Annotated in this window: 24 protein-coding genes; 19 read left to right on the plus strand and 5 right to left on the minus strand. The window is 56.0% G+C overall.

The window, feature by feature from the left end; all coding sequences use genetic code 11:
- The first annotated feature begins 18 nt into the window (after positions 1-18).
- The 18 genes from rsmG (at position 19) to DBY66_RS10875 (ending at position 17,955) form a co-directional block, all read left to right on the plus strand.
- Entirely contained in the window at positions 19-636 is a 618-nt protein-coding gene (rsmG, locus tag DBY66_RS10790) for a 16S rRNA (guanine(527)-N(7))-methyltransferase RsmG (protein ID WP_071668258.1), read from the plus strand.
- A gap of 712 nt (positions 637-1,348) precedes the next feature.
- Entirely contained in the window at positions 1,349-1,729 is a 381-nt protein-coding gene (gene atpI / locus DBY66_RS10795) for a F0F1 ATP synthase subunit I (protein ID WP_039381414.1), read from the plus strand.
- Positions 1,730-1,737: 8 nt separating this feature from the next.
- Positions 1,738-2,556: a F0F1 ATP synthase subunit A gene (atpB, locus tag DBY66_RS10800; RefSeq protein WP_039381416.1), complete on the plus strand. Its 819-nt coding sequence runs from the start codon at positions 1,738-1,740 to the stop codon at positions 2,554-2,556.
- A 48-nt stretch (positions 2,557-2,604) separates the two neighbouring features.
- On the plus strand, positions 2,605-2,844 hold the full coding sequence (atpE, locus tag DBY66_RS10805) for a F0F1 ATP synthase subunit C (protein WP_003849523.1): 240 nt from the start codon (positions 2,605-2,607) through the stop codon (positions 2,842-2,844).
- Between the two features lie 108 nt (positions 2,845-2,952).
- On the plus strand, positions 2,953-3,423 hold the full coding sequence (gene atpF, locus DBY66_RS10810) for a F0F1 ATP synthase subunit B (RefSeq protein ID WP_039381418.1): 471 nt from the start codon (positions 2,953-2,955) through the stop codon (positions 3,421-3,423).
- A gap of 14 nt (positions 3,424-3,437) precedes the next feature.
- Complete coding sequence (atpH, locus tag DBY66_RS10815; RefSeq protein ID WP_039381423.1) at positions 3,438-3,971, plus strand: F0F1 ATP synthase subunit delta; 534 nt, start codon at positions 3,438-3,440, stop codon at positions 3,969-3,971.
- A 14-nt stretch (positions 3,972-3,985) separates the two neighbouring features.
- A complete protein-coding gene (gene atpA / locus DBY66_RS10820) occupies positions 3,986-5,527 on the plus strand; it encodes a F0F1 ATP synthase subunit alpha (RefSeq protein WP_039381427.1) in 1,542 nt (513 codons plus the stop codon).
- A gap of 52 nt (positions 5,528-5,579) precedes the next feature.
- Entirely contained in the window at positions 5,580-6,446 is an 867-nt protein-coding gene (gene atpG, locus DBY66_RS10825; RefSeq protein WP_108570064.1) for a F0F1 ATP synthase subunit gamma, read from the plus strand.
- 63 nt (positions 6,447-6,509) lie between these two features.
- A complete protein-coding gene (gene atpD, locus DBY66_RS10830; protein WP_065647895.1) occupies positions 6,510-7,907 on the plus strand; it encodes a F0F1 ATP synthase subunit beta in 1,398 nt (465 codons plus the stop codon).
- 24 nt (positions 7,908-7,931) lie between these two features.
- On the plus strand, positions 7,932-8,351 hold the full coding sequence (locus DBY66_RS10835; protein ID WP_039381436.1) for a F0F1 ATP synthase subunit epsilon: 420 nt from the start codon (positions 7,932-7,934) through the stop codon (positions 8,349-8,351).
- Between the two features lie 200 nt (positions 8,352-8,551).
- A complete protein-coding gene (gene glmU, locus DBY66_RS10840; RefSeq protein ID WP_108570065.1) occupies positions 8,552-9,922 on the plus strand; it encodes a bifunctional UDP-N-acetylglucosamine diphosphorylase/glucosamine-1-phosphate N-acetyltransferase GlmU in 1,371 nt (456 codons plus the stop codon).
- Positions 9,923-10,066: 144 nt separating this feature from the next.
- Positions 10,067-11,896, plus strand: coding sequence for a glutamine--fructose-6-phosphate transaminase (isomerizing) (gene glmS, locus DBY66_RS10845; protein WP_039381443.1), 1,830 nt, complete (start codon positions 10,067-10,069; stop codon positions 11,894-11,896).
- A gap of 172 nt (positions 11,897-12,068) precedes the next feature.
- Complete coding sequence (gene pstS / locus DBY66_RS10850) at positions 12,069-13,112, plus strand: phosphate ABC transporter substrate-binding protein PstS (protein WP_039381445.1); 1,044 nt, start codon at positions 12,069-12,071, stop codon at positions 13,110-13,112.
- Between the two features lie 85 nt (positions 13,113-13,197).
- Positions 13,198-14,160: a phosphate ABC transporter permease PstC gene (gene pstC, locus DBY66_RS10855; RefSeq protein ID WP_039381448.1), complete on the plus strand. Its 963-nt coding sequence runs from the start codon at positions 13,198-13,200 to the stop codon at positions 14,158-14,160.
- Positions 14,157-15,044, plus strand: coding sequence for a phosphate ABC transporter permease PstA (gene pstA / locus DBY66_RS10860; RefSeq protein ID WP_039381450.1), 888 nt, complete (start codon positions 14,157-14,159; stop codon positions 15,042-15,044). The genes pstC and pstA overlap by 4 nt, the downstream gene beginning before the upstream one ends.
- A gap of 44 nt (positions 15,045-15,088) precedes the next feature.
- Positions 15,089-15,862, plus strand: a complete 774-nt coding sequence (gene pstB, locus DBY66_RS10865; protein WP_039381453.1) for a phosphate ABC transporter ATP-binding protein PstB — start codon at positions 15,089-15,091, stop codon at positions 15,860-15,862.
- Positions 15,863-15,876: 14 nt separating this feature from the next.
- Complete coding sequence (gene phoU / locus DBY66_RS10870; protein WP_108570066.1) at positions 15,877-16,611, plus strand: phosphate signaling complex protein PhoU; 735 nt, start codon at positions 15,877-15,879, stop codon at positions 16,609-16,611.
- Between the two features lie 105 nt (positions 16,612-16,716).
- On the plus strand, positions 16,717-17,955 hold the full coding sequence (locus DBY66_RS10875; protein WP_108570067.1) for an MFS transporter: 1,239 nt from the start codon (positions 16,717-16,719) through the stop codon (positions 17,953-17,955).
- Between the two features lie 222 nt (positions 17,956-18,177).
- Here the strand turns inward: DBY66_RS10875 and yieH are convergent, their stop codons facing one another.
- Positions 18,178-18,855 carry a 6-phosphogluconate phosphatase gene (yieH, locus tag DBY66_RS10880; protein ID WP_094111672.1) on the minus strand — a complete coding sequence of 226 codons (678 nt, stop codon included), beginning with the start codon at positions 18,853-18,855 and terminating at the stop codon, positions 18,178-18,180.
- Positions 18,856-19,004: 149 nt separating this feature from the next.
- Between yieH and DBY66_RS10885 the strand changes: the two genes are divergently transcribed.
- Positions 19,005-20,318: an NCS2 family permease gene (locus tag DBY66_RS10885; protein ID WP_039381465.1), complete on the plus strand. Its 1,314-nt coding sequence runs from the start codon at positions 19,005-19,007 to the stop codon at positions 20,316-20,318.
- A 30-nt stretch (positions 20,319-20,348) separates the two neighbouring features.
- Here the strand turns inward: DBY66_RS10885 and DBY66_RS10890 are convergent, their stop codons facing one another.
- From DBY66_RS10890 to yidC, 4 genes are all read right to left on the minus strand, one after another.
- Entirely contained in the window at positions 20,349-21,110 is a 762-nt protein-coding gene (locus DBY66_RS10890; protein WP_094111674.1) for a 4'-phosphopantetheinyl transferase superfamily protein, read from the minus strand.
- A gap of 181 nt (positions 21,111-21,291) precedes the next feature.
- Positions 21,292-21,882, minus strand: a complete 591-nt coding sequence (locus tag DBY66_RS10895) for a malonic semialdehyde reductase (RefSeq protein WP_039381472.1) — start codon at positions 21,880-21,882, stop codon at positions 21,292-21,294.
- Positions 21,883-22,033: 151 nt separating this feature from the next.
- Complete coding sequence (mnmE, locus tag DBY66_RS10900) at positions 22,034-23,398, minus strand: tRNA uridine-5-carboxymethylaminomethyl(34) synthesis GTPase MnmE (protein WP_071668253.1); 1,365 nt, start codon at positions 23,396-23,398, stop codon at positions 22,034-22,036.
- Positions 23,399-23,502: 104 nt separating this feature from the next.
- Positions 23,503-25,149: a membrane protein insertase YidC gene (gene yidC, locus DBY66_RS10905; RefSeq protein ID WP_108570068.1), complete on the minus strand. Its 1,647-nt coding sequence runs from the start codon at positions 25,147-25,149 to the stop codon at positions 23,503-23,505.
- Positions 25,150-25,151: the final 2 nt, after the last annotated feature.

The raw sequence follows: 25,151 nt of genomic DNA on the forward strand, positions 1-25,151 counted from the left end.
GTTAACGGAAACCTCGCTGTGATTAACAAACTCTCCCGGCTGCTTGACGCAGCAAATATTTCGCTCTCCGATCAACAAAAACAGCAGCTGGTTGGCTATGTGGAGCTGCTACATAAGTGGAACAAAGCGTATAACCTGACCTCAGTGCGCGATCCGCATCAAATGCTGGTACGCCATATCCTCGACAGCGTGGTGGTAGAGCCGCATCTGCAGGGGGAGCGCTTTATTGATGTAGGGACCGGACCAGGACTGCCGGGCATTCCTCTGGCCATTGTCCGTCCGCAGGCGCATTTTACGCTGCTGGACAGCCTGGGTAAGCGGGTTCGTTTTCTGCGTCAGGTACAGCATGAGTTAGGACTCACTAACATTACTCCGGTCCAGAGCCGGGTTGAAGAGTTCCCGGCAGATCCACCGTTTGATGGTGTCATCAGCCGGGCATTTGCCTCACTGGAAGATATGCTGACCTGGTGCCGCGCATTGCCCGGAACGCATGGACGCTTTTATGCGCTGAAAGGCGTGCGTCCGGATGAGGAGATCGCTTCGTTGCCAGCAGGCTTTAGCGTAGAAAAAATTGAAGCCTTGCGCGTTCCTGAACTGGAAGGCGAGCGTCATCTTGTGGTGATTTCGCAGCAATAAGCCTGCAAAAAGCAGGGTTTTATTCAGCTTCTGGCAGCGGAACCATCGTCAGGGCTGAATAAAAAAACAGCGGTTGAACGCGCGGTGACAAACGCTTTTATTCGGCAGGGGAGGGGAAAGGCGTTAACATCCTTCACCGTAATTATCCGAAAAGCGTTGTTACATTTAACGATTAATTCACATTTTATTGCCACTAATGTCACATGATAACCGCTGTTTTCTGCTTTCGATTATCACGCAGGGAAATATGACGCGGCAATAAATCGGCGGGCGTAATATTATTATTTCGATTTTAATTCTTTCCGCAGTGTCAACCGGATGTTTTTATCGGAAAAGAGTGAGCTGAAGCAGATTTAAATTTATAAAACCATGATTTTAAATGGTTAACATGCCCTGGTTATTAGTGCGGATTATGCATTCTGGTAAATTTTTCAGCGTCTGGTTGTTTATTATGTGATCTGCAGCACGCTTTATATCGCGCTTTAGCCAGAAAACGGCAACGTCGCTGATGGCTTTCCGGGTTATGAATCTTTGGAAAAATAGCCCTTCAGAAAGAAATTTAAATAATTGTTCACCTTTTCGCTACTTAGCGATTGAAATCGCAGGTGCGGCCCGTATAATTTGCACGGCTTTTGCTGCTTGACTCAAAACGGCAAAGGCAGTCTTATACGACACGCGACATACCCCGTTCGGGGCAGGAGAGTTAAGCGTCATGTCAGTGTCTCTTTACAGTGTGAAATTAGCCCGAGCCGTTCTGGTTGTCCAGCTGGTGACGTTTGTCGTAATCGGTGCGCTGTTTGCCCTGAAAGATGTCACCTGGGGCGCCTCTGCTATCGCGGGTGGTGTGGCAGCCTGGCTGCCAAACATACTGTTCACGTTTTTAGCCTGGCGTCTGCAGGATCAAACACCGGCTAAAGGGCGTGTCGCCTGGAGTTTCGCCCTGGGTGAAGTTCTTAAGGTGTTCGCCACCGTTATTTTTCTCGCTGTGGCGTTGGGTGGGTTCGGAGCGGTCTTCTGGCCACTCGCAATCACCTGGTTATCGGTGCTGGTGGTGCAAATCGTCGCACCGGCTGTAATTAACAACAAAGGGTAAGAGGCATCATGGCCGCAGGAGAAATCTCAACGCCGCAGGAATACATAGGACATCATCTGACGCATCTTCAGATGGACCTGCGTACTTTCGAGCTGGTGAATGCACACGACGCGCCAGCAACATTCTGGACGTTAAACCTGGACTCCATGTTTTTCTCTGTTGCACTGGGAGTATTATTCCTTGTGCTGTTCCGCAGCGTGGCGAAAAGCGTCACCAGCGGCGTGCCAGGGAAAATGCAGGCGGCTATCGAGCTGGTTGTCGGCTTTGTTGATAGCAACGTTCGCGACATGTACCACGGTAAAAGTAAAGTTATCGCCCCGCTGGCTCTGACAATTTTTGTCTGGGTCTTCCTGATGAACTTCATGGATCTGCTGCCTATTGATTTGCTGCCGTTTATCGGTGAGCACTATCTGGGCCTGCCGGCGCTGCGCGTCGTGCCGTCAGCAGACGTGAACATCACGCTATCTATGGCGCTGGGCGTATTTATTTTGATTCTGTTCTACAGCATCAAAATGAAAGGGGTAGGCGGCTTTGCTAAAGAGCTGACTCTGCAGCCTTTTAATCACCCGATCTTCATCCCCATCAACCTGATTCTTGAAGGTGTCAGCCTGCTGTCAAAACCGGTTTCACTCGGTCTGCGACTGTTCGGCAACATGTATGCGGGTGAGCTGATCTTTATCCTGATTGCCGGTCTGCTGCCGTGGTGGTCGCAGTGGGTGCTGAATGTGCCATGGGCCATTTTCCACATCCTGATTATTTCGCTGCAGGCTTTCATTTTCATGGTCCTCACGATTGTCTATCTGTCGATGGCATCTGAAGAACATTGATTTTTTTCTCAACAACTTAAGCATAACTGAAACAAACTGGAGACTGTCATGGAAAACCTGAATATGGATCTGCTGTACATGGCTGCCGCTGTGATGATGGGTCTGGCGGCAATCGGTGCTGCGATCGGTATCGGCATCCTCGGAGGTAAATTCCTGGAAGGCGCAGCGCGTCAGCCGGATCTGATCCCTCTGCTGCGTACGCAGTTCTTTGTTGTAATGGGTCTGGTGGATGCAATCCCGATGATCGCTGTTGGTCTGGGTCTCTACGTGATGTTTGCTGTCGCCTAAAGCCTGTAGCCATTGTTCACTCATGGCACCTGGTGTGATGAGGAACAGATTCTGCCGTTTATCGATGATAGCGGCAGAGCACGTTAACTTAATAAGAGGCATTGTGCTGTGAACATTAACGCAACAATCCTCGGCCAGGCCATCGCGTTCATCCTGTTTGTCGCGTTCTGCATGAAGTACGTATGGCCACCGATCATGGCTGCCATCGAAAAGCGCCAGAAAGAAATTGCTGAAGGCCTTGCTTCTGCTGAACGCGCGAAGAAAGATTTGGATCTCGCGCAGGCCAATGCGACCGACCAGCTGAAAAAAGCGAAGGAAGAAGCTCAGGTCATTATCGAGCAGGCGAACAAACGCCGTGCCCAGATTCTGGACGAAGCCAAAACTGAAGCTGAAACTGAACGTAACCGCATCGTCACTCAGGCGCAGGCAGAAATTGAAGCCGAGCGCTCACGTGCACGTGAAGAGCTGCGTAAACAGGTCGCGTTGCTGGCATTAGCTGGCGCCGAGAAAATCATCGAACGTTCCGTGGATGAAGCTGCTAACAGCGACATCGTTGATAAACTGGTCGCTGAACTGTAAGGAGGGAGGGGCTGATGTCTGATCTGATTACTGTAGCTCGCCCCTACGCCAAAGCAGCTTTTGACTTTGCTGTTGAGCATCAAAGTATCGAACGCTGGCAGACCATGCTGGCGTTTGCCGCAGAAGTGGCTCGCAACGAACAGATGGCAGAAGTACTCTCTGGTGCCTTAGCACCTGAAGCGTTATCTGCCTCTTTCAATGCAGTCTGTGGTGATCAACTTGATGAACACGCTCAGAACCTGATCAAGGTAATGGCGGAGAACGGACGTTTGACAGCGCTTCCAGACGTACTGGAGCAATTTATTCAACTGCGTGACGCTTATGAAGCGACAGCCGAAGTTGATGTAATCTCCGCCAGTGCGCTGAGTGACAGCCAGCTGACCAAAATCAGCACCGCGATGGAAAAACGTCTGTCACGCAAAGTTAAGCTGAATTGCAAAATTGATAAGTCTGTATTGGCAGGTGTGGTTATCCGTGCGGGTGACCTGGTGATTGATGGCAGCGTGCGCGGCCGTCTTGACCGTCTGGCAGACGTCTTGCAGTCTTAAGGGGACTGGAGCATATGCAACTGAATTCCACCGAAATCAGCGAACTGATCAAGCAGCGCATTGCTCAGTTCAATGTCGTGAGTGAAGCTCACAACGAAGGTACTATTGTTTCTGTAAGTGACGGTATCATCCGCGTACATGGCCTGGCCGATGTTATGCAGGGTGAAATGATTGCCCTGCCGGGCAACCGTTACGCTATCGCACTGAACCTCGAGCGCGACTCGGTTGGTGCGGTCGTTATGGGCCCGTACGCTGACCTTGCCGAAGGCATGAAGGTTAAGTGCACCGGTCGTATTCTGGAAGTACCGGTTGGCCGTGGCCTGCTGGGTCGCGTGGTGAACACCCTGGGTGCACCTATCGACGGTAAAGGCGCAATCGACAACGACGGCTTCTCGCCGGTTGAAATGATTGCACCAGGCGTTATCGATCGTCAGTCTGTTGACCAGCCTGTTCAGACTGGTTACAAATCTGTCGATGCGATGATTCCAATCGGCCGTGGCCAGCGTGAGCTGATCATCGGTGACCGTCAGACCGGTAAGACTGCAATGGCTATCGACGCCATCATCAACCAGCGTGATTCAGGCATCAAGTGTGTCTACGTTGCGATTGGTCAGAAAGCGTCAACCATCTCTAACGTGGTTCGCAAGCTGGAAGAGCACGGCGCGCTGGCTAATACCATCGTGGTTGTGGCTTCTGCATCGGAGTCTGCTGCGCTGCAGTACCTGTCTCCGTACGCTGGTTGTGCCATGGGCGAATACTTCCGCGACCGCGGTGAAGATGCGCTGATCGTTTACGATGACCTCTCTAAGCAGGCTATCGCTTACCGTCAGATCTCCCTGCTGCTGCGCCGCCCACCAGGCCGTGAAGCATTCCCGGGCGACGTGTTCTATCTCCACTCTCGTCTGCTGGAGCGTGCATCACGCGTAAGCGCTGACTACGTTGAGCGTTTCACCAACGGTGCTGTGAAAGGCCAGACCGGTTCTCTGACCGCGCTGCCAATCATTGAAACCCAGGCTGGTGACGTTTCTGCGTTCGTTCCGACCAACGTTATCTCGATCACTGATGGTCAGATCTTCCTGGAGTCGAACCTGTTCAACTCCGGTATCCGTCCAGCCGTTAACCCGGGTATCTCCGTATCCCGTGTTGGTGGTGCTGCACAGACCAAGATCATCAAGAAACTGTCCGGTGGTATTCGTACCGCGCTGGCACAGTATCGTGAACTGGCAGCGTTCTCTCAGTTCGCTTCCGATCTGGATGATGCAACGCGTAAACAGCTGAGCCATGGTCAGAAAGTGACCGAGCTGCTGAAACAGAAACAGTATGCGCCAATGTCCGTTGCGCAGCAGGGTCTGGTGCTGTTTGCTGCTGAGCGCGGCTTCCTGAACGACGTTGAACTGGCGAAAATCGGCAGCTTCGAAGCCGCTCTGCTGGCGTACGCCGATCGCGAACACGCTGAGCTGATGGCTGAAATCAACCAGGCGGGTAACTACAACAACGATATCGAAGCGAAGCTGAAAGGCCTGCTCGAAACGTTTAAAGCAACCCAGTCCTGGTAATGTCTGGCGGCTTGTCTGAAAAGACAGGCCGCAAGGCTTTGAGGAGAAGCTAATGGCCGGCGCAAAAGAAATACGTACCAAGATCGGAAGCGTAAAAAATACGCAGAAGATCACCAAAGCGATGGAAATGGTCGCCGCCTCCAAAATGCGTAAAACGCAGGAACGCATGGCGGCCAGCCGTCCGTATGCAGATACCATGCGCAAAGTGATTGGTCACCTTGCACTGGGTAATCTGGAATACAAGCACCCTTACCTGGATGAGCGCGACGTTAAGCGCGTCGGCTACCTGGTCGTTTCGACTGACCGCGGGCTTTGTGGTGGTTTGAACATTAACCTGTTCAAAAAATTGCTGGCTGAAATGAAAGGCTGGGCAGACAAAGGCGTTCAGAGCGATCTGGCGATTGTCGGTTCTAAAGGCGTTTCATTCTTCGGCTCTGTCGGTGGTAACGTCGTGGCTCAGGTTACCGGCATGGGCGATAAGCCTGCGCTGTCCGATCTGATCGGCCCGGTAAAAGTTATGCTGCAGGCCTACGATGAAGGCCGTATCGACAAGCTGTATATCGTCAGCAACAAGTTTAACAACACCATGTCTCAGACTCCGACCATTACCCAACTGCTGCCGTTACCGCCAGCGGAAGGTGAAGAAGATATGAAGGCGAAGACCTGGGATTACCTGTACGAACCCGATCCGAAGGCGCTGCTTGATACGCTGCTGCGTCGTTATGTCGAATCGCAGGTTTATCAGGGTGTGGTGGAAAACCTGGCCAGTGAGCAGGCCGCGCGTATGGTAGCGATGAAAGCCGCAACCGATAACGGCGGAAACCTGATCAAAGAGCTGCAGTTGGTCTACAACAAAGCTCGTCAGGCCAGCATCACCCAGGAACTTACCGAGATCGTCTCGGGAGCCTCCGCGGTTTAACCAGGCATATATCCTGTCGCCCGAGCGCGGCCGGATATTCTCGTATTAGGTAGAGGATTCAAGATGGCAGCTGGAAAGATTGTCCAGATTATCGGCGCCGTAGTTGACGTCGAATTCCCTCAGGACGCGGTACCACAGGTATACAGCGCTCTCGAGGTTAAGAATGGTGATACTCGTCTGGTGCTGGAAGTTCAGCAGCAGCTGGGTGGTGGCGTAGTACGTACTATCGCCATGGGTTCTTCTGACGGCCTGAAGCGCGGTCTGGAAGTAATCGATCTGAAAAAACCTATTCAGGTTCCGGTTGGTAAAGCGACCCTTGGCCGTATCATGAACGTGCTGGGCGAGCCTATCGACATGAAAGGCGACCTGACAGAAGAAGATGGCAGCGCAGTAGAGGTCTCCTCTATTCACCGCGCCGCGCCTTCCTATGAAGATCAGTCAAACTCGCAGGAACTGCTGGAAACCGGCATCAAGGTTATCGACCTGATGTGTCCGTTCGCTAAGGGCGGTAAAGTCGGTCTGTTCGGTGGTGCGGGCGTAGGTAAAACCGTAAACATGATGGAGCTGATCCGTAACATCGCGGCTGAGCACTCAGGTTATTCGGTCTTTGCTGGTGTGGGTGAGCGTACTCGTGAGGGTAACGACTTCTACCACGAAATGACTGACTCCAACGTTATCGATAAAGTAGCGCTGGTGTATGGCCAGATGAACGAGCCGCCGGGTAACCGTCTGCGCGTAGCACTGACCGGTCTGACCATGGCGGAAAAATTCCGTGATGAAGGTCGTGACGTTCTGCTGTTCATCGACAACATCTACCGTTATACCCTGGCAGGTACTGAAGTATCTGCACTGCTGGGTCGTATGCCATCTGCGGTAGGTTATCAGCCAACGCTGGCTGAAGAGATGGGTGTGCTGCAGGAGCGTATTACCTCCACCAAGACTGGTTCAATCACCTCCGTACAGGCCGTTTACGTTCCTGCGGATGACCTGACTGACCCGTCTCCGGCAACCACCTTTGCTCACTTAGACTCAACGGTTACGCTGAGCCGTCAGATCGCCTCTCTGGGTATCTACCCGGCCGTTGACCCGCTGGACTCTACCAGCCGTCAGCTGGATCCACTGATCGTGGGTCAGGAGCACTATGACGTCGCACGTGGCGTACAGTCACTGCTGCAGCGTTACCAGGAGCTGAAAGACATCATCGCCATCCTCGGTATGGACGAGCTGTCTGAAGAAGATAAACTGCTGGTGGCACGTGCGCGTAAGATCCAGCGCTTCCTGTCTCAGCCATTCTTCGTTGCTGAAGTCTTCACCGGTTCTCCGGGCAAATACGTGACGCTGAAAGATACCATTCGTGGTTTCAAAGGCATCATGGAAGGCGAATTCGACCACCTGCCAGAGCAGGCGTTCTACATGGTCGGCGCTATCGAAGAAGCCGTAGAAAAAGCGAAGAAACTGTAATAACGGTTTCCCGGGAGGAATGGTATGGCTATGACTTATCATCTGGACGTGGTCAGCGCGGAGCAGCAGATGTTCTCCGGTCTGGTACAGCGTATCCAGGTGTCAGGTAGCGAAGGCGAGCTGGGTATCCACCCGGGCCACGCCCCGCTGCTGACCGCCATCAAGCCTGGCATGATTCGCATCGTGAAGCAGCACGGCGACGAGGAGTATATCTACCTCTCCGGCGGCGTGCTGGAAGTACAGCCGGGCAGCACGACTGTTCTGGCCGACACCGCGATTCGTGGTGAAGACCTTGACGAAGCGCGCGCGCTGGAAGCGAAACGTAAAGCAGAAGAGCACATGAACAGCAGCCACGGCGACGTGGACTATGCTCAGGCCTCTGCAGAGCTGGCGAAAGCTATCGCGAAACTGCGTGTTATCGAGCTGACCAAAAAAGCGATGTAATCAGGCTTTATGCGTCATGAAATGCCAGCCCTCCGGGGCTGGCATTTTTTTTGCCCGGCGCCCGGCAAACCCGTTGTCATGCACCCTCCCTGACTCCCCTTTCCGCTTTCCTCCGGTTGTCTAATTTCGCCATGAGAAAAATGTAGTAATCTCAGGGGTAAACCTTACACTTTCGAAAGTTAAATTGAGTCTGGAAAATTATGTCTGTAAGCGCGATGAGTGTGGTGATCCTGGCCGCTGGCAAAGGCACCCGTATGTATTCCGATCTGCCTAAAGTTCTGCACACGCTGGCAGGTAAACCCATGGTGCAGCATGTTATTGATGCCGCTACCGGGCTTGGTGCCCGTCAGGTTCACCTGGTCTATGGTCACGGGGGGGAACTGCTGCAGCAGAAGCTGGCGCACAACGCCCTGAACTGGGTACTGCAGGCGGAACAGCTCGGCACCGGGCACGCCATGCAGCAGGCAGCGCCCTTCTTTGCGGATGACGAAGATATTCTGATGCTGTATGGCGACGTCCCGCTTATCTCGCAGGCAACGCTGCAGCAGCTGCGCGCGGCGAAACCTGAAGGCGGCATCGGGCTGCTGACCGTGGTGCTGGATAACCCCACCGGCTATGGCCGGATTGTGCGTGAAAACACGATCGTGACCGGCATTGTTGAACAGAAGGATGCATCTGCTGAGCAGCTGGCTATTCAGGAGATCAATACCGGTATCCTGATCGCCAGCGGCGGCGATCTCCGGCGCTGGCTGGCACAGCTCGACAACAATAACGCACAGGGTGAGTTCTATATCACCGATATTATCGCGATGGCGCATCAGGAAGGCCGCGTAATTAATACCGTTCATCCGGCACGTATCAGTGAAACGGAAGGTGTAAATAATCGTCTGCAACTGGCTACGCTGGAGCGCACTTTTCAGCAGGAGCAGGCGGAAAAACTGCTGCTGGCGGGCGTGATGCTGCGCGATCCGGCGCGTTTTGACCTGCGTGGTACGCTGGCGCACGGGCGCGACGTGGAAATTGATATCGGCGTCATCATTGAAGGTGATGTCACGCTGGGCAACCGGGTAAAAATTGGCGCCGGCTGCGTGATCAAAAACAGCGTTCTGGGCGATGACTGTGAGATCAGCCCTTATTCTGTCATCGAAGATGCGACGCTGGCCGCCGCCTGCACGGTCGGGCCGTTTGCCCGGCTGCGTCCTGGCAGCGAACTGGCTGAACAGGCGCACGTCGGCAACTTTGTGGAAATGAAAAAGGCCACGCTCGGCAAAGGCTCCAAAGCGGGCCATCTTTCCTACCTGGGTGATGCGGAAATAGGGGCGGGCGTTAACATCGGCGCTGGCACTATTACCTGCAACTATGATGGCGCTAACAAGTTTAAAACCATCATTGGCGATAACGTCTTTGTGGGATCGGATACGCAGCTGGTGGCACCGGTCACCGTTGCCGCAGGCGCCACTATCGCTGCCGGTACTACGGTGATGAAAGATGTTACCGCCGCCGATCTGGTCTACAACCGCAAAGAACAGCAGCAGAAAGCGGGCTGGCAGCGCCCGGTGAAGAAAAAATAAATTTTAAGGGCCGGCAAAGATCGGCCCGTTTAGCAGTGCCATAACGATATCCCCACTCTCTACAAGGCTCGGGGAACCGGCGCAGCCGGAAATCAGGTCAGATGACAACGCAATGGCCGAAAGCCATGAAGTCAGGAAACGAATATGTGTGGAATTGTTGGAGCAGTAGCGCAGCGTGACATTGCAGAGATCCTGCTGGAAGGTCTGCGTCGTCTGGAGTATCGCGGTTATGACTCAGCCGGTCTGGCGGTCGTCGATCGTCAGGGGCACGTGACGCGTCTGCGTCGCGTTGGCAAAGTGGCTAATCTGGCGGAGGCCGCAGATCAGCAGCCGCTGATTGGCGGTACCGGTATTGCCCACACCCGCTGGGCCACGCACGGTGAACCTTCTGAGGCAAATGCGCATCCGCACGTCTCAGAGCAGATCATCGTGGTGCATAACGGCATTATCGAAAACCATGAGCCGCTGCGCGCGCAAATGATCGAACGCGGCTACCATTTTGCCTCCGAGACGGACACCGAAGTGGTGGCGCATCTGGTGCACTGGGAGCAGAAGCAGGGCGGCACGCTGCGTGAGGTTATTCTGCGCGTGATCCCTCAGCTGCGCGGTGCTTACGGCATGGTCATCATGGACAGCCGCGATCCGTCGGTGCTGGTGGCCGCGCGCTCCGGCAGCCCGCTGGTGATTGGCCGTGGCGTGGGCGAGAACTTTATCGCATCCGATCAGCTGGCGCTGCTGCCGGTTACCCGCCGCTTTATTTACCTGGAAGAGGGGGATATTGCCGAGGTTACCCGCCGTGAAGTCACTATCATCGATCGCGAAGGCCATCAGGTCCAGCGCGCGGAGATCGAATCAAACGCGCAGTATGACGCGGGCGATAAAGGTATCTATCGCCACTATATGCAGAAAGAGATCTACGAGCAGCCCAACGCTATCAAAAATACGCTGGCGGGCCGCTTCCACGACGGGATTGTCGATCTGCGCGAACTGGGTGAGCATGCAGAGTCGCTGCTGAGCAAAGTAGAGCATATCCAGATCATCGCCTGCGGCACCTCCTACAACTCCGGTATGGTATCGCGCTACTGGTTTGAATCACTGGCGAATATCCCGTGTGACGTTGAGATCGCCTCTGAATTCCGCTACCGCAAATCCGCAGTTCGCAAAAACAGCCTGCTGATCACCCTGTCGCAGTCGGGTGAAACCGCCGATACGCTGGCGGCGCTGCGCCTCTCCAAAGAGCTGGGTTATCTTGGCTCACTGGCTATCTGTAACGTCGCCGGCTCTTCGCTGGTGCGCGAATCCGATCTGGCGCTGATGACCAAAGCGGGCACGGAAATTGGCGTGGCTTCCACCAAAGCCTTTACCACGCAGCTGACGGTACTGCTGATGCTGGTGGCAAAACTGGGTCGTCTGCACGGCATGAAGCCGGAAACGGAGCATGAGATTGTGCACGCGCTGCAGGCGCTGCCAAGCCGTATTGAGCAGATGCTGGCGCAGGATAAGATCATCGAGAGCCTGGCAGAAGATTTCTCTGACAAGCATCATGCGCTGTTTCTTGGCCGCGGCGATCAATACCCGATCGCCATGGAAGGCGCGCTTAAGCTCAAAGAGATCTCCTATATTCATGCCGAAGCCTACGCGGCCGGTGAGCTGAAGCACGGCCCGCTGGCGCTGATTGATGCCGATATGCCGGTGATCGTGGTCGCACCTAACAATGAGCTGCTGGAAAAGCTGAAATCCAACATTGAAGAGGTGCGCGCGCGCGGCGGCCTGCTCTATGTCTTCGCCGATGGCGATGCGGGTTTCAGCGACAGTGAAGGGATGAAAATCATTTCACTGCCGCATGTTGAGGAAGTGATTGCCCCTATCTTCTACACCGTGCCGCTGCAGATGCTCTCTTATCATGTGGCGCTGATCAAAGGCACCGACGTGGACCAGCCGCGTAACCTGGCAAAATCGGTTACCGTTGAGTAATCGCTAAGCCGGGCGGGCCTGCAACAGGCCCGCCCGGTTTTTATTCTCGTCATAAAACTGTCACATTTCGTACATTTCGCTGTCATCAAACTGTCCTATTTTCCCTCCAGCAGCAATCACTGACTCCAACTAAAACGGCGTTAAGCCTGATTTATACTCCCCCGGAGGGAACATGACACTGATGCGTAGCACCGTAGCCCGAATCCTCGCCGCCACTTTCGCCGTCAGCGCAGTTTCTGCGTTTGCCGCCACCGATCTGACCGGCGCTGGCGGGACCTTCCCGGCCCCGGTTTATGCCAAGTGGGCAGCAGAGTATCAGCAGGCCACCGGTAGCAAAATCAACTATCAGGGGATCGGCTCTTCGGGTGGCGTAAAGCAGATCATCGCAAAAACCGTGGATTTCGGTGCTTCTGATGCGCCGATGAAAGAGGAAGATCTGCAGAAAAATGGCCTGTTCCAGTTCCCGACCGTTATCGGTGGCGTGGTGCTGGCCGTTAACATTCCGGGTGTAAAGTCGGGCGAGCTGACGCTCGATGGCAAAACCGTAGGTGACATCTACCTCGGCACCATCAAAAAATGGAACGATCCGGCGATCGCTAAGCTGAACCCGAACCTGAAACTGCCTGACACCAATATCAACGTCGTGCGCCGCGCTGACGGCTCCGGTACCTCCTTTGTGTTTACCAGCTATCTGACCAAAGTGAACACGGACTGGGCAAGCAAAATAGGCAAAGGCAACACCGTTAACTGGCCAACCGGTCTTGGCGGTAAAGGCAACGATGGCGTGGCCGCTTTCGTGCAGCGTCTGCCGGGTTCAATTGGCTATGTCGAATACGCCTACGCGAAACAGAACAACCTGACCTACACCAAACTGCTGGATGCGGATGGCAAGCCGGTGGCCCCGAGTGAAAGCAGCTTTGCCAACGCCGCCAAAGGCGCTGACTGGAGCAGCTCGTTTGCTCAGGACCTGACGTTCCAGAAAGGTGACGACGCGTGGCCGATCGCCTCCACCACCTTTATCCTGATTTACAAAGATCAGGCTAATGCGGAGAAGGGCGCAGAAGTGCTGAAGTTCTTTGACTGGGCCTATAAAGGCGGCAGCAAAACCGCCACGGCGCTGGATTACGCAGCGCTGCCGGAGAGCGTAGTGACGCAGATCCGTGCGGCATGGAAAGCGAATATCAAAGACAGCAGCGGCAAAGCGCTCTGGCAGTAAGCCATTGTCAGGCTCGGCTACTGGCTGAGTATCCCGGGGGCGGCCGCCTGGTCGCCCTGCATATCCTCTGAGAACCGAGAATTTTATGGCTGCTACCAAGCCGGCATTCAAAGCACCGGGTAAGCAAGGCGACATGATTTTTGGCGCGCTGGTTAAACTCTCTGCGCTGATTGTCCTGCTGCTGCTGGGTGGCATTATTGTCTCCCTGATCGTCTCCTCCTGGCCCAGCATTCAGAAGTTTGGCTTCGCTTTTCTCTGGACCAAAACCTGGGATGCACCAAACGAAGAGTTTGGCGCACTGGTGCCGATTTACGGTACGCTGGTGACCTCACTGATCGCATTAATCATCGCGGTACCGGTAAGCTTCGGGATCGCACTGTTTCTGACCGAGCTGGCACCCGGCTGGCTGCGTCGTCCGCTGGGCACCGCCATTGAACTGCTGGCGGCCATCCCGAGCATTGTTTATGGCATGTGGGGCCTGTTTATCTTCGCGCCGCTGTTTGCCGAATATTTTCAGACGCCGGTTGGCAACGTCCTCGCTAACATTCCCATCGTCGGCACGCTGTTCTCCGGCCCGGCGTTTGGTATCGGTATCCTGGCCGCAGGCGTCATCCTGGCGATTATGATCATTCCTTATATCGCCTCGGTAATGCGCGACGTCTTTGAACAGACGCCGGTGATGATGAAAGAGTCCGCGTATGGCATCGGCTGCACAACCTGGGAAGTGATCTGGCGTATCGTGCTGCCGTTTACCAAAAACGGCGTCATCGGTGGCGTGATGCTGGGACTGGGGCGGGCGCTGGGAGAGACCATGGCGGTGACCTTTATTATCGGTAACACCTACCAGCTCGACAGCGCTTCGCTGTTTATGCCTGGCAACAGTATCACCTCCGCGCTGGCTAACGAGTTTGCTGAAGCGGAATCGGGCGTGCATGTCGCTGCGCTGATGGAGCTGGGGCTGATCCTGTTTGTGATCACCTTTATCGTCCTGGCGATCTCGAAGCTGATGATCCTGCGGCTGGCAAAAAGTGAAGGGGCCCGTTCATGACCGCAATTGAAATGCAGAGCCGTACTGAGCTGGAAGCCTCGCGCCGCAAAATGCAGGCGTGGCGCAGTACAAAAAATAAAATCGCCCTGACGCTGTCGCTGCTGACCATGGCGTTTGGCCTCTTCTGGCTGATCTGGATCCTGTTCACCACGGTGACTAAAGGCATCGACGGGCTGAGCTGGTCGCTGTTTACCGAATCAACGCCGCCGCCCAACACCGCCGGCGGCGGGCTGGCAAATGCGCTGGCGGGCAGCGGCCTGCTGATTTTCTGGTCCACCTTTTTCGGTACGCCGCTGGGCATTATGGCCGGGATCTGGCTGGCGGAGTATGGCCGTAAGAACTGGCTGGCAGAGGTGATCCGCTTTATCAACGACATTCTGCTCTCCGCGCCCTCTATCGTGGTCGGACTGTTTGTCTACACCATTGTGGTATCACAGATGCAGCACTTCTCCGGCTGGGCAGGCGTTGCGGCGCTGGCGCTGCTGCAGATCCCGATTGTGATCCGTACCACCGAGAATATGCTGCGGCTGGTGCCGGACAGCATGCGCGAAGCGGCATACGCGCTGGGCACACCGAAGTGGAAGATGATCTCAGCCATCACGCTGAAAGCGTCTGTTTCCGGCATCATTACCGGCGTACTGCTGGCGATTGCGCGTATCGCAGGTGAAACCGCTCCGCTGCTGTTTACCGCGCTCTCCAACCAGTTCTGGAGCACTGACATGATGCAGCCGGTGGCCAACCTGCCGGTCACTATCTTCAAGTTCGCCATGAGCCCGTTTGCCGAATGGCAAAGCCTGGCGTGGGCAGGCGTGCTGATCATTACGCTGTGCGTGCTGCTGCTGAACATTGTTGCCCGCATGATCTTCGCCAAAGGCAAACACTAATTTTCCGGCGCGGCTCTGGCGGCGCTGTATAAGAGAGATGAGCAATGAGTATGGCAACCCCTTCTGCCGGTAAAATCCAGGTGCGTAATCTGAACTTTCATTATGGTAAGTTCCACGCGCTGAAAGATATCAACCTGGATATTGCCCGCAATCAGGTCACCGCGTTTATCGGCCCGTCGGGCTGCGGTAAATCCACGCTGCTGCGCACGTTTAATAAAATGTATTCGCTCTACCCGGAGCAGCGCGCAGAAGGTGAGATCCTGCTGGATGGCGACAATATTCTCGCGTCGCACCAGGATATCGCCCTGCTGCGCGCGCGCGTCGGCATGGTATTTCAGAAGCCAACGCCGTTTCCGATGTCAATTTACGACAACATCGCCTTCGGCGTGCGCCTGTTTGAGAAGCTGTCGCGCGCGGATATGGATGAGCGCGTGCAGTGGGCGCTGACCAAAGCCGCGCTGTGGAACGAAACCAAAGACAAGCTTCATCAGAGCGGTTACAGTCTTTCCGGCGGGCAGCAGCAGCGTCTCTGCATCGCGCGCGGTATCGCTATCCGGCCGGAAGTGCTGCTGCTGGATGAGCCCTGCTCGGCGCTGGACCCGATCTCCACCGGCCGCATTGAGGAGCTGATCACCGAGCTCAAGCAGGATTACACCGTGGTGATTGTGACGCACAATATGCAGCAGGCCGCCCGCTGCTCCGATCATACGGCGTTTATGTATCTTGGCGAGCTGATTGAGTTCAGCGACACCGACACGCTGTTTACCAAACCCGCGCAGAAGCAGACTGAAGATTACATCACCGGTCGTTACGGCTGATTCAGGAGAGACTCATGGATAATTTAAATCTTAATAAACATATCTCCGGTCAGTTTAATGCCGAGCTGGAGCATATTCGTACGCAGGTGATGATCATGGGCGGCATGGTGGAGCAGCAGCTCACCGACGCGATTACCGCCATGCATAATCAGGATGCGGAACTGGCACGCCGGGTGATTGAAGGCGACCAGAAGGTCAATATGATGGAGGTAGAGATTGATGAGGCGTGCGTGCGTATTATCGCCAAGCGTCAGCCTACCGCCAGCGACCTGCGGCTGGTAATGGCCATTATCAAAGCGATCTCTGAGCTGGAGCGTATTGGTGACGTGGCGGAAAAAATCAGCCGCACCGCGCTGGAGAAGTTTGGCCAGCAGCATCTGCCGCTCTTGGTCAGCCTGGAGTCGCTGGGCCATCATACGGTGCAGATGCTGCATGACGTACTGGATGCGTTTGCGCGCATGGATCTCAGCGCTGCCATCACCATCTACCGTGAAGATAAAAAAGTGGATAAAGAGTATGAAGGCATCGTGCGCCAACTGATGACCTACATGATGGAAGATCCGCGCACGATCCCCAGCGTGCTGACCGCCCTGTTGTGCGCGCGCGCGATCGAGCGTATCGGCGATCGCTGTCAGAACATCTGCGAAATTATCTTCTATTTTGTTAAGGGGCAGGATTTTCGTCACGTTGGCGGCGACCGGCTGGATGAACTGCTCTCCGGCGACGACGGCAGCAATCGCCCTACCTGACCCTCTCCTCCGGCTGCCTGTGCGGCAGCCATTACCATTTCTGATTGGTCACTCTGCTGCCCGCTCTTTATACTTGGCGCACTTTTTTTCGCCAGGTGCTCTTTTATGTCCCTTTCCCGCTCTGCTAGACCTGCCGTAACGCCGGCTAAAGCGATGCTGGCCGCAATCAGCGGCTACGCCATGGATGGATTTGATCTGCTGATCCTCGGTTTTATGCTGCCGGCCATCAGCGTATCGCTGGTGCTTGACCCGTCACAGGCGGGCTCGCTGGTGACCTGGACGCTGATCGGTGCAGTGATCGGCGGTATTCTGTTTGGTCACCTCAGCGATCGCTTTGGCCGGATCCGTATCCTGACGGTAACGATACTGATGTTTTCACTGTTTACCGGCCTGTGCGCGGTGGCGCAGGGCTACTGGGATCTGCTGGCGTACCGGACTCTGGCCGGAGTGGGGCTGGGCGGCGAATTTGGTATCGGTATGGCGCTGATCGCCGAAGCCTGGCCGCAGGAGAAGCGCAACCGGGCATCGGCCTGGGTCGGCATCGGCTGGCAGCTCGGCGTGCTGCTGGCCGCCTTTATTACGCCGCCGCTGCTCAGCGTGATTGGCTGGCGCGGCATGTTTCTGGTGGGTATGCTGCCGGCACTGCTCTCATTCGTGCTGCGGCGCAGTATGGGAGAGCCGGAGAGCTTTACAAGAGAGGTGAAAAACGCACCGGCTCTCTCGTTTACCGCCCGCATAAAGCTGCTGTTTGCTGACCGCGCCACCCGTAAAGCGAGCCTGGGTATTTTTATCCTCTGTTCGGTACAGAACTTTGGCTATTACGGTCTGATGATCTGGATGCCGAGCTATCTCTCCTCCAGCTTTGGTTTCAGCCTGACAAAATCGGGGCTGTGGACCGCGGTGACGGTGGTGGGCATGACCCTGGGTATCTGGCTGTTTGGCGTGCTGGCCGATCGCTTCGCACGCTGGAAAATTTTTCTGTTGTACCAGTTCGGTGCCGTGGTGATGGTGGTGGTCTATGCGCAGCTGCGCGATCCGACGGTAATGCTGTTTACCGGCGCCATCATGGGCATGTTTGTTAACGGCATGATTGGCGGCTATGGCGCGCTGATCTCCGATACGTTCCCGCCGCAGGCGCGTGCTACCGCGCAAAATGTGCTGTTTAACCTTGGGCGCGGCGTCGGCGGTTTTGGTCCGCTGGTGATTGGCGCGCTGGCTACGCAAATTTCCTTCACCGCCGCTATTACGCTGCTGGCGCTGATTTATCTGCTGGATATTTTCGCCACGCTGTTTCTGCTGCCTAAGAAGCAAAGCAATGAGGATTCGCTGGGCGCGATAGGCTGATAGCCTGCGCGCATGCCAGGGGCGCATAAATGCGCCCCCTACAAAACATTGCAAGGGCGCCGTAGGGGCGGCATTCATGCCGCCCTGGTATCAGGCGATGTACGGCGTCTCATGCCAGGGGCGCATAAATGCGCCCCCTACAAAACATTGCAGGGGCGCCGTAGGGGCGGCATTAATGCCGCCCTGATATCAGGCAATGCCGCCGCATATCAGGGGCGCCCCCTACAGAACCTCGCTGGTTGATAACAGCGCCCAGCCGCGCGCCTGCCACAGCGCAGGCAGCTGCGCCATATCATCAAACCGCGTCACCAGCGGATGATCAATTGCGGGATTATGCGCATCGGCGCAGTAGTAAAACACCGGAATACCTGCAGCAATGCCGGCGCGAACGCCCGCTTCGGAATCATCCACCAGAATGCAGCGTTCAATCGGCACTTGCATCTGCTCTGCGGCGTGGAACATCAGCTGCGGATCGGGTTTCCATGCCTGAATGTCATAGCCGCTGTACAGGCGCTCGGTAAACCACGGCAGCATGCCGGTAAGACCCAGCGAATGCTGCATTTTCTTTACCGGTCCGTTAGAAACCACGCATACCGGAACGCGGATCCGCGCCACCAGCTCCGGTGCACCGCCGATCGGCTGCAGCTCCTGCTCAAACAGGCGCGCGACTTCAATACGATAGGCGTGCTCCACCTCTGCTACCGGCAGCGCCTGATGATACTCTTCGCTGATGTCGCGAATAATGTCGTAAAGCTTCACGCCTTTGTACCGCTCAAACATCTGCTGCAGCGACAGCGTGATGCCGTAGCGCGCAAACGTATTCACATAGCCCTGCGTGCAGAGCATTTCGCTGTCGACCAGCGTGCCGTCACAATCAAAGAACACACACTCCACTGTCATCGCCCACTATCCTTCTGATAACTCTTCAGCTTTTACTCTAGCCTGGATTGCCACAGGCAGCAGCAGGCAACCGGTTGCGAAAATTCCGTGTTTTACCGCAATAAAGCCTATAGGATACGCGGCGATAAATTTTTCAGCGGAACAGCGAAATGAAGACTCAGGGCCTGCTGCAGCGCACGTTTAAACTGCAGGAACACGGGACTACGGTACGCACCGAAGTGATTGCCGGGTTCACCACTTTTCTGACGATGGTTTATATCGTCTTTGTTAACCCGCAGATCCTCGGCGCTGCCGGTATGGATACCCAGGCGGTGTTTGTCACTACCTGTCTGATTGCCGCCTTTGGCAGCATCCTGATGGGGCTGATAGCGAACCTGCCGGTTGCGCTGGCACCCGCGATGGGCCTGAACGCCTTTTTCGCATTTGTGGTGGTGGGTGCAATGGGCTACTCCTGGCAGATAGGGATGGGCGCCATTTTCTGGGGTGCGCTGGGGCTGCTGATCCTGACGCTGCTGCGCGTGCGCTACTGGATGATAGCCAATATTCCGCTCTGCCTGCGCACCGGGATCACCGCCGGTATCGGCCTGTTCATCGCGATGATGGGGCTGAAAAATGCCGGCATTATTGTGCCAAACGCGGAGACGCTGGTGGCCGTCGGCGATTTGACGTCGCACAGTGTGCTGCTGGGCGCGCTGGGCTTCTTCATTATCGCTATTCTGGCATCGCGTAATATTCACGCGGCGGTGCTGGTCTCGATTGTGATCACGACCAGCATCGGGCTTGCGCTGGGAGATGTCAGGTTCACCGGTTTCTTTGCGCCGCCGCCGTCAATCTCTGCGGTGGCGGGTGCGGTGGATATCAAAGGCGCATTCAATATCGGTATGGCAGGCGTGATCTTCTCCTTTATGCTGGTCAATCTGTTTGACTCCTCCGGTACGCTGATTGGCGTAACGGATAAAGCGGGTCTGACCGATGAAAAGGGCACCTTTCCCCGTATGAAGCAGGCGCTGTATGTGGACAGCATCAGCTCCGTCACGGGTGCGCTGGCGGGTACGTCATCGGTGACAGCCTATATTGAGAGTTCGTCCGGCGTTGCCATTGGCGGCCGTACCGGGCTGATGGCGGTCATCACCGGGCTGCTGTTCCTGCTGGCAATATTTCTGTCGCCGCTGGCGGCGATGGTGCCGGGCTATGCGGCGGCGGGCGCGCTGATCTACGTCGGTGTACTGATGACGGCATCGCTGTCGCGCGTACGCTGGGACGATCTCACCGAAGCGGTACCGGCCTTTGTCACCGCGGCGATGATGCCGTTTAGTTTCTCGATTACGGAAGGGATCGCGCTGGGCTTTATCGCCTACTGCGTGATGAAGCTGGGCACCGGACGCTGGCGTGAAATTAGCCCCTGCGTGGTGATAGTTGCGCTGCTGTTTGCACTGAAAATCGCGTTTATTGACGCGCACTGACGCTTCAGGTGGCCTGTGCGGCCATCCGATTCAGTGCTGCCGCATCTCCTGCTGCCCGGCTATGCGTTCGCCGGGCAGACTGGTCAGGCGCAGCGTATGTGAATCCATGTTCGGCTTATTCATTTCAATATCCCGCAGCGCAACCCACTGCTGCTGCCCGTCAATCTCCCACAGTCGCAGATGTCCGGTTCCGGGTGAAAGGGCGCATGACCAGACCAGCGTCGGCTCGGCATCACAGACCGCCTGAATATCGGGAAATAGCGTGGAGCGCAACCGGCCTGATGCCGGATGCAGACGCAGCGAAGAGAGGCCCCGATCTGCTTCACCGGTCAGCTTAAGCACGCTCTGACGTAGCGTCCAGATTTGCGTGGCCGCTTCCATAAAATCCTGCTGTGCATTGATCCACGCCTTTTCACCGGAAGAGAGTTCCTGCATCAGCGCTTCCTGCGTCTGCCGGCTGTGCGCGCGGACAATCTCCATATCCAGTCCGGCACGCCCGCCTTCTTCCGCCAGCAGTACGCCGGTAATATTGCCTGTATAGGAGATGCTGAAATCAGGCAGGTTCGGATCGGCAAAGCAGGGGCGTCCGCTGCTGCTGACGCTCAGCGGTGGCAGCCGATCGATTCCGTAGATACGCAGCATCAGCTGCGCCAGCAGCTCGCGGGCAGCAAGAAAACGCGCGCGCCGCCGGTCGGGCAGGCGGGCAGCGCTATCCAGCACATCCGGAGTGATGCGTGAAACCGTTACCGGCAGGGGTGTGGTGCCTGTCCAGCGCACAAAATGACCAGCCATCTGTCGCTCCGTGAAAATGGGCGAATAATCATCAGCGGCATTGTAAGAATTTTCTTAGATGTTTGCATCCGGCTTTCCCGGCAGAGCGATAAATTCAGATAAGACTGAAAATTAGCGCGGGACGAGGCGGGAAAGAGACTCTGCCGGACTGACCGGCAGAGCGCAAACGGGCTGCCAGCTTTCAGGCAAAGGTGGTGGCTTCATCAAAACCGAGTCGCGTCAGGCGCGGATGCAGTTTATCTGCCTCGCCGTAGCCAAGATTGATCAGCATGTTCACCTGCCATTTACTTTCGCTGAAGAAAGCGGCATTTACTTTGGCGGGATCAAAGCCGGACATCGGACCGGCATCCAGACCGAGCGAACGTGCGGCGAGGATAAGGTAGCCTGCCTGCAGGCTGCTGTTACGAAACGCGGTCTCTTTTGTCAGCTCCGGGCTGCTGGTAAACCAGTTGCGCGCGTCACCAAACGGAAACAGTTTTGGCAGCTGCTCAAAAAACTCCGGATCCCACGCGACAATCACCGTTACCGGCGCCGACATGGTTTTATCCACGTTGCCTGAGGAGAGGGCAGGTTTCAGCCTGGCTTTGCCTTCCGCTGAGGTCACAAATACAAAGCGGCCTGGTGAACAGTTAGCGGAGGTCGGGCCCAGAGCCGTCAGGGTATAAAGCTCCTGCAGCAGCGCCTGTGAAACCGGCTTATCCTGCCAGTGGCTGTGGGTGCGGGCGTCAGTAAACAGCGCATCAAGCGCCGCGCTGTCGAGCGGTGTACTCATGTTTTTCTCCTGTTCAGGCTGCGATGCAGGCCCGATTTTTAGCATGAATAATAGAGGCTGCGCTTAACGCAGCCTCTATCGTTATACTGTAAAGGAGAAAGGGAGCCAAATAACAAAGATGTATGATCGACTGGCAAAGAGCGGTACGCGCTTATTTCCCGATACAGAAGCTGGAGAAGATACGGCCCAGCAGATCGTCAGAGGTAAACTCGCCGGTAATTTCGCTGAGCGCCTGCTGTGCCAGCCGCAGCTCTTCCGCGAGCAGCTCACCCGCCCACGCGCCCAGCAGCTGCGCTTTCCCCTGCTGCAGATGCGTGGCGGCACTCTCCAGCGCCTGCAGATGGCGACGGCGCGCAAGGAATCCGCCTTCTATATTGCCGGCAAAGCCCATGCTCTGTTTCAGATGATCGCGCAGCGTTTCCACACCGTCGCCGGTCCGGGCTGAAAGGCGGATTAGCGCATGGCCGTTCATCTCACTCAGCCCCAGGATCTCACCGGTCATATCCGCTTTGTTACGCACCACGGTAATGGGCAGCGCCGCCGGTAAGCGTGCCACAAAGTCGGGCCAGATAGCCGCCGCTTCGGTAGCGTCCGTTGTGGTGCCATCGACCATAAACAGCACCCGATCGGCCTGTTCAATCTCCTGCCAGGCGCGCTCGATGCCGATGCGCTCGACTTCATCACTGGCTTCGCGCAGTCCGGCGGTATCAATGATATGCAGCGGCATTCCATCAATATGGATATGTTCGCGCAGGACATCGCGCGTGGTGCCGGCAATGTCGGTAACGATAGCCGCTTCGCGTCCCGCCAGCGCATTCAGCAGGCTCGACTTACCTGCATTCGGGCGTCCGGCAATCACCACCTTCATGCCCTCACGCAGCAGGCTGCCCTGACGCGCTTCAGCGCGTACGCCATTCAGGTCGCCGATCACCGCATTAAGCTGCGCTTCAATCTTACCGTCGGAAAGAAAGTCGATCTCCTCATCCGGGAAATCGATAGCGGCCTCAACATAGATGCGCAGGTGGGTCAGCGCCTCCACCAGCGCATTTACGCGCTGTGAAAACACGCCCTGCAGCGAGTTCACTGCCGAGCGCGCCGCCTGTTCCGAGCTGGCATCAATCAGATCGGCAATCGCCTCAGCCTGCGCCAGATCGAGCTTGTCATTCAGAAACGCGCGCTCCGAAAACTCACCTGGCTGCGCAATACGCAGGCCGGGGAGGGCGACAATACGTTTCAGCAGCAGGTCCAGGATAACCGGTCCGCCATGCCCCTGCAGCTCCAGCACATCTTCACCGGTAAAGGAGTTCGGACCCGGAAACCACAGCGCAATGCCCTGATCCAGCACGCTGCCATCTGCATCGGTAAAGGGCAGATAATCGGCATAGCGCGGCTTTGGCAGCTTACCCAGCAGCGCCTGCGCAACGTCTGCTGCCCGGGTGCCTGAGATACGCAGTATACCGACGCCGCCGCGGCCCGGTGGGGTTGCCTGCGCAACGATAGTATCGCTGTGGCTCATGATCGTCCTCTTGCCCGCGCTGTGCCGGGCTGAAAAATAGAAAAAAAACAGGGCGACATAAATGCCGCCCCTTGATTATACCTGTTGCTCAGCCGGGCTGAAGGTTACGCTTTCTTCTTATCGCGGCTGTGCAGGCCCCGTTTTTCCAGGCCGCGGTAAATCAGCTGCTGCTGGAGAATGGTGACCAGGTTGCTGACGATGTAGTACAGCACCAGACCTGCCGGGAACCACAGGAAGAAGACGGTAAAGATCACCGGCATGTAGGTCATGATCTTCTGCTGCATAGGATCGGTCACGGTGGTCGGTGACATCTTCTGAATGAAGAACATGGTGATACCCATCAGCACCGGCAGAATGTAGTACGGGTCCTGTGCAGAGAGGTCATGGATCCACAGTACAAACGGTGCGTGACGCAGTTCTACCGAGCCAGAGAGCATATAGTAGAGCGCCAGGAAGATAGGCATCTGAATCACCAGCGGCAGACAGCCACCCAGCGGATTCACTTTCTCCGCTTTGTAGAGCGCCATCATTTCCTGGCTCTGCTTCTGCTTGTCATCGCCCAGACGCTCACGCATCGCCTGAATCTTCGGCTGCAGCATGCGCATCTTAGCCATCGAGGTGTACTGCGCTTTGGTCAGCGGGTACATGATGCCGCGCACGATGAAGGTGATGACGATAATGGAGAAGCCCCAGTTACCGATAAAGCTGTGCAGGAACTTCAGCAGCTTGAACAGTGGCTGAGAGATAAACCACAGCCAGCCGTAATCCACGGTCAGGTCAAGGTGCGGCGCAATCGCAGCCATCTTATCCTGAATTTCCGGGCCGACCCACAGCGTTGCGCCCAGCATCTGCTGTGCACCTGCACCAACGGTAACCGGCGCTGACTTATAGCCGATCGCCGCTACGCCGTTGCCGAGGTTGCTGGTATACAGGGTGTTATTACCCTGCGTACGTGGCACCCACGCCGTGGCGAAATATTGCTGCAGCATCGCAACCCAGCCGTTGCTGGTGGTGGTGCTCAGATTCTCGTTATCAGCGATGGTGTCGAACTTATATTTTTCATATTTCGCATCGCTGGTGGAGTAGGCGGCACCGCGGAAGGTGTGCAGCGCAAAGTTGTTGCTGCCCGTGTCGCGATGCTTAGGCAGGTCGATGGTCTGCTTCAGCTGGCCAAACATCGCCACTTCCAGCGGCTGCTGTGAGGTGTTATTGATGTTGTAGTCAACGTTAACCGCGAACTCGCCACGCTTGAAGATGAAGGTTTTGGTATAAACCACACCGTTTTCGCCAGTCCAGCTCAGCGGCACACGCAGCTCAGTCTGGCCATCGGCCATGTCGAAGCTATCCTGTGCGGCAGTATAGAGCGGACGCGCGCCATTGTTCGGGTTGTCCGGGCCGTTACGACCGGTCAGGCCGCTCTGCGCCTGATAAACAAATGCCGGCGTGGTTTCCAGCAGCTGGAATGGCGCGTCGGAGCCGAGTTTATCCGGGTAGGTCAGCAGCTGAGCCTGTTCAATATCACCACCGCGCGTGTTGATATTGAGTGACAGGACGTCAGTTTTAACGGTGATCGTTTTGCCCTGACCGCTGGCCGGCACGCCGGAAGTGGCGGCATCACCCGCTGCGCTGCTTGTGTTCTGCGTGGTCTGGGTCTGCTGTGGCTGCGGAGCGTGGTCCGTCTGCCAGGCTTGCCAGATCATAAAAGACACGAACAGAAAAGCGATGAGAAAGAGATTGCGTTGCGAATCCATCG

It is taken from the genome of Pantoea sp. RIT413 (assembly GCF_003057675.2).
Lineage (GTDB): Bacteria > Pseudomonadota > Gammaproteobacteria > Enterobacterales > Enterobacteriaceae > Pantoea > Pantoea eucrina.

Coding starts and splice junctions, on each gene's coding strand:
- DBY66_RS10885 (WP_039381465.1), top strand. CDS start 19,005: ATGAAGACTCAGGGCCTGCTGCAGCGCACGTTTAAACTGCAGGAACAC.
- glmU (WP_108570065.1), top strand. CDS start 8,552: ATGTCTGTAAGCGCGATGAGTGTGGTGATCCTGGCCGCTGGCAAAGGC.
- yidC (WP_108570068.1), bottom strand. CDS start 25,149: ATGGATTCGCAACGCAATCTCTTTCTCATCGCTTTTCTGTTCGTGTCT.
- pstC (WP_039381448.1), top strand. CDS start 13,198: ATGGCTGCTACCAAGCCGGCATTCAAAGCACCGGGTAAGCAAGGCGAC.
- atpG (WP_108570064.1), top strand. CDS start 5,580: ATGGCCGGCGCAAAAGAAATACGTACCAAGATCGGAAGCGTAAAAAAT.
- atpD (WP_065647895.1), top strand. CDS start 6,510: ATGGCAGCTGGAAAGATTGTCCAGATTATCGGCGCCGTAGTTGACGTC.
- atpI (WP_039381414.1), top strand. CDS start 1,349: ATGTCAGTGTCTCTTTACAGTGTGAAATTAGCCCGAGCCGTTCTGGTT.
- atpA (WP_039381427.1), top strand. CDS start 3,986: ATGCAACTGAATTCCACCGAAATCAGCGAACTGATCAAGCAGCGCATT.
- glmS (WP_039381443.1), top strand. CDS start 10,067: ATGTGTGGAATTGTTGGAGCAGTAGCGCAGCGTGACATTGCAGAGATC.
- pstA (WP_039381450.1), top strand. CDS start 14,157: ATGACCGCAATTGAAATGCAGAGCCGTACTGAGCTGGAAGCCTCGCGC.
- mnmE (WP_071668253.1), bottom strand. CDS start 23,398: ATGAGCCACAGCGATACTATCGTTGCGCAGGCAACCCCACCGGGCCGC.
- DBY66_RS10835 (WP_039381436.1), top strand. CDS start 7,932: ATGGCTATGACTTATCATCTGGACGTGGTCAGCGCGGAGCAGCAGATG.
- pstB (WP_039381453.1), top strand. CDS start 15,089: ATGAGTATGGCAACCCCTTCTGCCGGTAAAATCCAGGTGCGTAATCTG.
- atpB (WP_039381416.1), top strand. CDS start 1,738: ATGGCCGCAGGAGAAATCTCAACGCCGCAGGAATACATAGGACATCAT.
- DBY66_RS10895 (WP_039381472.1), bottom strand. CDS start 21,882: ATGAGTACACCGCTCGACAGCGCGGCGCTTGATGCGCTGTTTACTGAC.
- DBY66_RS10890 (WP_094111674.1), bottom strand. CDS start 21,110: ATGGCTGGTCATTTTGTGCGCTGGACAGGCACCACACCCCTGCCGGTA.
- atpE (WP_003849523.1), top strand. CDS start 2,605: ATGGAAAACCTGAATATGGATCTGCTGTACATGGCTGCCGCTGTGATG.
- yieH (WP_094111672.1), bottom strand. CDS start 18,855: ATGACAGTGGAGTGTGTGTTCTTTGATTGTGACGGCACGCTGGTCGAC.
- pstS (WP_039381445.1), top strand. CDS start 12,069: ATGACACTGATGCGTAGCACCGTAGCCCGAATCCTCGCCGCCACTTTC.
- atpH (WP_039381423.1), top strand. CDS start 3,438: ATGTCTGATCTGATTACTGTAGCTCGCCCCTACGCCAAAGCAGCTTTT.
- phoU (WP_108570066.1), top strand. CDS start 15,877: ATGGATAATTTAAATCTTAATAAACATATCTCCGGTCAGTTTAATGCC.
- DBY66_RS10875 (WP_108570067.1), top strand. CDS start 16,717: ATGTCCCTTTCCCGCTCTGCTAGACCTGCCGTAACGCCGGCTAAAGCG.